At 69.2% G+C, this 4,757-nt stretch carries 4 protein-coding genes; all 4 read right to left on the bottom strand.

The features are described from left to right. Positions 1-109 precede the first annotated feature (109 nt). On the bottom strand, positions 110-649 hold the full coding sequence (locus QM633_RS03360) for a hypothetical protein (RefSeq protein WP_415152314.1): 540 nt from the start codon (positions 647-649) through the stop codon (positions 110-112). Between the two features lie 263 nt (positions 650-912). Next, entirely contained in the window at positions 913-1,941 is a 1,029-nt protein-coding gene (gene ilvC, locus QM633_RS03355; protein WP_415152313.1) for a ketol-acid reductoisomerase, read from the bottom strand. A 29-nt stretch (positions 1,942-1,970) separates the two neighbouring features. Beyond that, positions 1,971-2,513, bottom strand: coding sequence for an acetolactate synthase small subunit (ilvN, locus tag QM633_RS03350; RefSeq protein ID WP_415152312.1), 543 nt, complete (start codon positions 2,511-2,513; stop codon positions 1,971-1,973). After that, positions 2,510-4,252, bottom strand: a complete 1,743-nt coding sequence (locus QM633_RS03345) for an acetolactate synthase large subunit (protein WP_415152311.1) — start codon at positions 4,250-4,252, stop codon at positions 2,510-2,512. Before QM633_RS03345 ends, ilvN begins: the two co-directional genes overlap by 4 nt. Positions 4,253-4,757 lie beyond the last annotated feature (505 nt).

The raw sequence follows: 4,757 nt of genomic DNA, 5'->3' as shown, positions 1-4,757 counted from the left end.
GGCGCTTGCTCCCGAAAGGCGGCCGTGCTCCCCGAATTGCGGGTGCAAGGCCGCCTTTCGGGAGCAAACAGACGACAGGACGCGAGAGCCGGACGAGAAGGCGCCGGGCTCAGCGGAGCTGCTTCTGCTCTCTGGCCAGCCAGCGGCGGGCCGCGCGTCGGTCCGAGCCGCGCGGGTAGCGGACGCGCAGGCTACCCACGGCCAGCGATCCCGACAGCACCAGGACGGGGCTGTTGCCTGTCGGCTCCTCCGCGACCTCGGACTTCAGCGAGCCGATCCCGGGACTGAGCCGGTCGAGCTGGACGCCCCACCCCTGCGGCACGACGATCAGGATCGAGCCGACGCCCCCGGAGACGTGGGCGCGGATCACCGGGGAGCCGGATTGCGCGAGCTGGAAGTCGAGCCGGACGCTGCCGAGGTCGCCGTGCACCGACAGGTAGGGCGGAACCAGCCAGCGTCCGAACTTCTTCACCCCGCTGGCGCCTGCCGCGATCCGCAGCGGATCCTGCGGCGAGGAGCCGGGTCGCACGACGGCGCCGGCCAGCGGCGGGCGGGGAGCCGGGACGGCGGGGGCCGGTCCCGTCGGCGCAGGAACCTGCTCCGGGCCGGGATAGGTCGGCCAGCGGGGTTCGTCAGGCGGCTGCACCATGCCGACAGCGTAGCGAGGCGACCGCCTCCGGCCACCTCGCGTTTGCTCCCGAAAGGCGGCCTTGCCCCCCCAATTGGGGGAGCACGGCCGCCTTTCGGGAGCAAGGCGAGGATCGAGCGTCCTCAGAGGGAAGCGCCCGAAGGCGCTTCGGCGGTTCGGCGGTGACCAGCACGGGCGGAAGCTGCACCCCGGGTCATTGTCCGCAGCCGAACGCTGACGTGCGCCGCACCCGGTGGGGGTACGGCGCACGTCGACGATCGGGTTCAGCGCGCTGCGGTGCCCTCGACGTAGTCGTCGTCATGGCTCTTCACCCAGGCCATCAGGCCACGCAGTTCGCGACCCGTGGCCTCGATCGGGTGCTGCTCGGCCTTCGCGCGCAGGGCCTTGAACTCCGGGGCGCCGGCGTCCTGATCATCGATGAAGTGCTTGGCGAACGCGCCGGACTGGATGTCGGCCAGCACGTCCTTCATCCGCTCCTTCACCGAGGCGTCGATGATCCGCGGCCCGGACACGTAGTCGCCGAACTCGGCGGTGTCGGAGATCGACCAGCGCTGCTTGGCGATGCCACCCTCGTACATCAGGTCCACGATCAGCTTGAGCTCGTGCAGGCACTCGAAGTAGGCGACCTCCGGCTGGTAACCCGCCTCGGTGAGCACCTCGAACCCGGTCTGCACCAGCGCGGACATGCCGCCGCACAGCACGGACTGCTCGCCGAACAGGTCGGTCTCGGTCTCCTCGGTGAAGGTGGTCTTGATACCGCCGGCCCGCAGCCCGCCGATCGCCTTGGCGTAGCTCAGCGCCAGCGGCCAGGCATTGCCGGTCTCGTCCTTCTCGACCGCGACGATGACAGGGACGCCGCGTCCCTCGGAGTACTCCCGACGCACGAGGTGGCCCGGCCCCTTGGGCGCGACCATGCACACGTCGACGCCGGCCGGCGGCTGGATGTAGCCGTAGCGGATGTTGAACCCGTGGGCGAAGAACAGCGCGTCACCGGGGACGAGGTTGGGCTCGATCGCCTCGGCGTAGAGGTGCCGCTGCACCTGGTCGGGCGCCAGCACCATGATCAGGTCGGCCTCCTCGGCCGCCTGCGCCGGGGTGACCACCCGAAGGCCCTCCGCCTCGGCCTTCGCCCAGCTCTTCGACCCCTCGCGAAGGCCGACCCGGACGTCGACACCGGAGTCGCGCAGGCTCAGCGCGTGCGCGTGGCCCTGGCTGCCGTAGCCGATCACCGCGACGTTGCGACCCTGGATGACCGCCAGGTCGGCGTCGTCGTCGTAGAACATCTGTGCCATCTGCGTGTGCTTCCTTACCTTGTTGGTACCTAGTTGGCCAGCCATGCGGCCGGACGGGTCTTCTCGATCTTGGCACGATCGGACAGCGCTCGGCTGCCCCGGGCCAGTGCCACCAGGCCCGACTGGACGAGCTCGCGGACGCCGTAGGGCTTGAGCATCTCCAGCAGGGCGTCCAGTTTGTCAGGCGAGCCGGTGGCCTCGATGGTCATCGAGTCGTTGTGGACGTCCACGGTCTTGCCGCGGAACAGCTGGACGATCTCGATGATCTGGCTGCGGGTCGCCGGGTCGGCCTTCACCTTGATCAGGACCAGTTCGCGCCGCACGGCCGCCGCGTCCTCGAGTTCGACGATCTTGAGCACCTCGACGAGCTTGTTGAGCTGCTTGACGATCTGCTCGAGCACCAGCTGGCTGTCGACGGCCACCTGCACGGTGATCCGGGAGAACTCGTCGTTCTCCGTGGGCCCGACGGCGAGCGACTCGATGTTGTAGCCGCGGCGGGCGAACAGGCCGGCGATCCGGGCGAGCACGCCGGGTTTGTTCTCCACCAGCACGCTCAGGGTGTGCGTGTTCACAAGGCCTCCTCGTCCCAGTCGGGAGCCAGGTCCCGAGCGATCTTGATGTCGTCGTTACTGGTGCCGGCCGCAACCATCGGCCACACCATCGCGTCCTTGTGCACCACGAACTCGACCACCACCGGACGGTCGTTGATCGCCATCGCCTCGTTGATCACGCGGTCCACGTCCTCGACGCTGGTGGCGCGCAGTCCGACCGCCCCCATGGCCTCGGCCAGTTTGGGGAAGTCGGGCACCAGGTGGGTCTTCAGGTTCGTGTTGGAGTAGCGCTCCCCGTAGAACAGGGTCTGCCACTGGCGCACCATGCCCAGGCTGCGGTTGTTGATCACGGCGATCTTGATCGGGATGCCCTCCAGCGCGCAGGTCACCAGCTCCTGGTTGGTCATCTGGAAACAGCCGTCGCCGTCGATGCCCCAGACGACCTCTCCCGGACGCCCGACCTGGGCGCCCATGGCCGCCGGCACGCAGTAGCCCATGGTTCCGGCGCCGCCGGAGTTCAGCCAGCGGGTCGGCCGCTCGTGCGGCAGCAGGTGGGCAGCCCACATCTGGTGCTGGCCGACCCCCGCGACGAAGGTCGCCTCCGGCCCGGCGATCTCGCCGATCCGCTTGATCACGTATTCGGGGCTGAGCAACTCCTCCTGTAGGGGTTCCGGCTCCAGCACGTACTTGGCCCTGAGCCCGGAGAGGTAGTGCGCCCACTCGGAGTAGTCCGGGATGTCGGCGTTGCGGAGCAGGCTGTTCAGCTCGGCGATCACCTCGGCGAGGTCGCCGACGATCGGCACGTCCGCCACCCGGTTCTTCGAGATCTCGGCGGGGTCGATGTCGGCGTGAATCACCTTGGCGTCCGGCGCGAACGAGTCGAGCCTGCCCGTGACCCGGTCGTCGAAGCGCGCCCCGAGCGTGATCAGGAGGTCCGAACGCTGCAGCGCGCCGACCGCGGCCACCGAGCCGTGCATGCCGGGCATGCCCATGTTCAGTTCGTCGCTGTCCGGGAACGCCCCGCGCGCCATCAGCGTCGTGACCACGGGGATCCTGGTGATCCGGACGAGTTCTGCGAGCCCGTCGAAAGCCCGGGCCTTGACCACCCCGCCGCCCACGTACAACACGGGACGCTTCGCCTCGGTGATCAGCCGCGCGGCTTCGCGCAACTGCTTGCTGTGCGGCTTGGAGACCGGGTGGTAACCGGGCAGGTCGAGTTCGTCCGGCCAGACGAACTCGGTCGAGGCCGACAGCGCGTCCTTGGCGATGTCGACCAGCACCGGCCCCGGGCGTCCGGTCGCCGCGATGTGGAACGCCGCGGCGACGGCGTGCGGGATGTCGGCGACGTCGGTGACCAGGAAACTGTGCTTGGTGATCGGGAAGGTGATGCCGCGGATGTCTGCCTCCTGGAAGGCGTCGGTCCCGATCGACTTGCTGGCGACCTGGCCGGTGATCGCCACGATCGGCACCGAGTCCATGTAGGCGTCGGCGATCGCGGTGACCAGGTTGGTCGCACCCGGACCCGACGTCGCCATGCACACGCCCACCTTGCCCGTGACCATCGCGTAGCCCTGGGCGGCGTGGCCCGCGCCCTGCTCGTGGCGGACGAGGATGTGCCGCACCTTCGAGTCGTACAGCGGGTCGTAGGCGGGGAGGATGGCGCCGCCGGGGATGCCGAAGACGACCTCGACGCCGACCCGCTCCAGTGACTCCACCAGGGCCTGGGCCCCGGTCAGGACTGTCGGTGAATCGTCGGGCATCTCTACCTCTCTTCGTTGACGGTTGGTGGTACGGACGCAGAAAAAAACCCCCGCTGCGAGCTGCAGGCGAGGGAGCGTGCCGGGTGATGAGCGAAGGGCTCAGCCGACACGCTGACAAACTACGAGAAGGAACTTCCGCACGGGTCAAGGGTGGCGCAGCGGAACGTCGGTGTCAAAGATGTGGACGGTACGTTTCACATTCTGATCGCCGCGGCCGCGGCCGCACCCGGCCGCGGCAGCGGAGCGTCCGGCCGTGACGGGCACGCAAGGCTCAACCCCACCCTTCGACTTGGGCCCAATTCCAAGGAGTTCTCAGGTTTCCTCTGGCCGGGGCGCCGCCCGTCGGGTGACGATGAGGTTCGCTACGACGATCGAAGGGACCCCCCGATGTTCTCCCGCGCCGAGCCAGGAACATTCGCGCCCGCCGCCGCCACGGTGACCGCTGCCGCCGTGCTGCTCGGGCTGGGCGCCGGCGGGACGTCTGCGCGCGCCGACTCCGCCGTCG

Source organism: Propionicimonas sp., from assembly GCF_047606205.1.
Taxonomy (GTDB): Bacteria; Actinomycetota; Actinomycetes; order Propionibacteriales; family Propionibacteriaceae; genus Propionicimonas.
Note: the sequence above shows the minus strand (reverse complement) of the source record. Positions and strands in the feature narration are given on the sequence as shown.

What these genes read in the sequence shown, in the direction of transcription:
- QM633_RS03360 (WP_415152314.1), bottom strand. Translation starts at nt 649, where the DNA reads ATGGTGCAGCCGCCTGACGAACCCCGCTGGCCGACCTATCCCGGCCCG.
- ilvC (WP_415152313.1), bottom strand. Translation starts at nt 1,941, where the DNA reads ATGGCACAGATGTTCTACGACGACGACGCCGACCTGGCGGTCATCCAG.
- QM633_RS03345 (WP_415152311.1), bottom strand. Translation starts at nt 4,252, where the DNA reads ATGCCCGACGATTCACCGACAGTCCTGACCGGGGCCCAGGCCCTGGTG.